This window comes from Streptomyces sp. UNOB3_S3, assembly GCF_020740895.1.
Lineage (GTDB): Bacteria > Actinomycetota > Actinomycetes > Streptomycetales > Streptomycetaceae > Streptomyces.
In genome coordinates this window covers 1-1,808 of sequence record NZ_JAILXP010000647.1, presented here as the reverse complement: position 1 = coordinate 1,808, position 1,808 = coordinate 1, and the positions used below count along the sequence as shown (strand labels likewise).

General features: G+C 74.8%; 2 protein-coding genes and 2 pseudogenes. All 4 read left to right on the top strand.

Annotated elements, in window-relative coordinates:
- Positions 1-222: pseudogene (locus K6I33_RS34685) on the top strand (hypothetical protein); the annotation flags it as partial.
- A gap of 68 nt (positions 223-290) precedes the next feature.
- Positions 291-722: a phage tail protein gene (locus K6I33_RS34680; RefSeq protein WP_229358773.1), complete on the top strand. Its 432-nt coding sequence runs from the start codon at positions 291-293 to the stop codon at positions 720-722.
- Between the two features lie 32 nt (positions 723-754).
- Positions 755-1,477 carry a LysM peptidoglycan-binding domain-containing protein gene (locus K6I33_RS34675; RefSeq protein ID WP_229358772.1) on the top strand — a complete coding sequence of 241 codons (723 nt, stop codon included), beginning with the start codon at positions 755-757 and terminating at the stop codon, positions 1,475-1,477.
- Positions 1,474-1,808 (top strand): annotated as a pseudogene (locus K6I33_RS34670) (type IV secretion protein Rhs); the annotation flags it as partial. The gene K6I33_RS34675 and the pseudogene K6I33_RS34670, both read left to right, overlap by 4 nt.

Genomic DNA, 1,808 nt, shown 5'->3' with positions numbered 1-1,808 from the left:
CCCGCACCCCCACCTCCACCCCGGCAGCCTGCCTCACCGCCGGACGCTTCCGCCGTCGCCCGGGAGGTCGCCCTGCGGCACGCCGGGCTCCTGGCCGACGCCGTGCTCCCCGCGCTGGAGCTGGGGTGGCGGTTGCGCCGGGCTCGTGCCCGGCCGCAGTGGCCGCCGCGGGCCGAGCCGCCGCCGGACGGTGGGGCGTGGGGAAGCACCGTCCCCCGGTGAGATCCCGTGCCGAAGACGCCTGAGGAGCCGACCGCCGCCCGACGACCGACCACCGGGAGTGTTCGTCCATGGCCGACCAGCCGTTCGCCGTCAGTTCCCACTTCCAGCTGTCCATCGGCACGCACGCCCTCGGTTCGTTCACGGCGTGCGAGGGGCTGGGCTGTGCCATGGACGTGGAGGAGCGGGTGGAGGGCGGGACGAACGGGCACGTGTGGCAACTGCCGACGCGGCTGCGCTACACCAACGTCGTGCTGAGCAGGCCGCTGACGCGGGACACCTTGCTCGTGTGGGCGTGGATGCAACAGCAGATGATCGAGCCCGCGCGGCTGCCCGGGCAGCTCGTGGCGCTCGGCCCGGACCGGAGACCGCTCGTGCGGTGGCTGCTCGACGGGGTGCTCCCGGTGCGCTGGAGCGGCCCGGCGTTCGACGTCGATCAGTCGCAACCGGCCCGCGAGACCTTGGAGATCGCCCACAACGGATTCCTCGGCATCACCATCTGACCGCCCGTCAGCCCCCCGTCCGAGAGGACCGCATGCTGTCCGAGCTGCTGAGCGGCGCACCCGTGCGCGCCGCCCTCGTGATCTACGATCCCCCGACGGGTGCGGGGAACTCCCCGGGGCCCGAGCGCGGCCGGGTCAAGTTGCAGTTCAACCCGGAGCGGGTGCGGGTCGGCAAGCAGGCCCGCTGGGACCGCAGCCGGGCGCCGTCCAACGGGGAGGCGGCGCGGGCGCAGTTCGTGGGGGCGCAGCCGCGGACGATGACGCTGGAGGTGTTCCTGGACGCCGCCGGTCCGGGCCCGAGCGTGCAGGACCAGGTGGAGAAGCTGCTCGACTGCTGTGCCCCGACCGCCCGGAGCACGACGTCGAAGCCGGCCTCCGCGCCGTGGGTGCGGCTGGAGTGGGGGCATGCGCGGACGACCGCGTTCCTCGCCCTGGTGACGCAGGTCGACGCGGAGTACACGCGGTTCGGGCACGACGGGACACCGCTGCGCGCGCAGTGCTCCGTCTCCCTGGAGGAGGTCGGCGGGACGGTGCCCCGGCAGAACCCGACGTCGGGTGGTGACGGGCCGGTGGGCACACATCTGGTGGTCGCCGGGGACAGTCTGGCGGGGCTGGCCTGGCAGGCGTACGGCGATCCCGGGCGGTGGCGGGAGATCGCCCGGGCGAACGGCGTCGACGATCCGGCCCGGGTGCCCGTGGGGACGGTGCTGGTGCTGCCGGTGCTGGAGGAGCGTGTCGTGGGGGGTGCCGGGTGACGGAACGGCTGTACGCGGCGGAGCCGGTCGTCGCCTTCGGCTCGCCCTTGCGGGAGGAGTGGGCGGACCGGCTGGTCGAGGCGCGGGTGGAGACGGCGGTGGGGGTGCCGGCCCGGGCGACTCTGCGGTTCCGGGATCCCGCGCACCGGTTGCTGGCCTCGGCGGGGATCGCGGTGGGGGTGGCGATGACCGTGTCGGTGGCCGCGGCGCGGCGCCGGAGCAGGGTGGGGATCTTCGACGGCGAGGTCACGGCGCTGGAGACGGAGGTGGACCCGGACGGGACGTTCACGACCGTGCGGGCCATGGACCGGGGGCAACGGCTGGCGCGGGG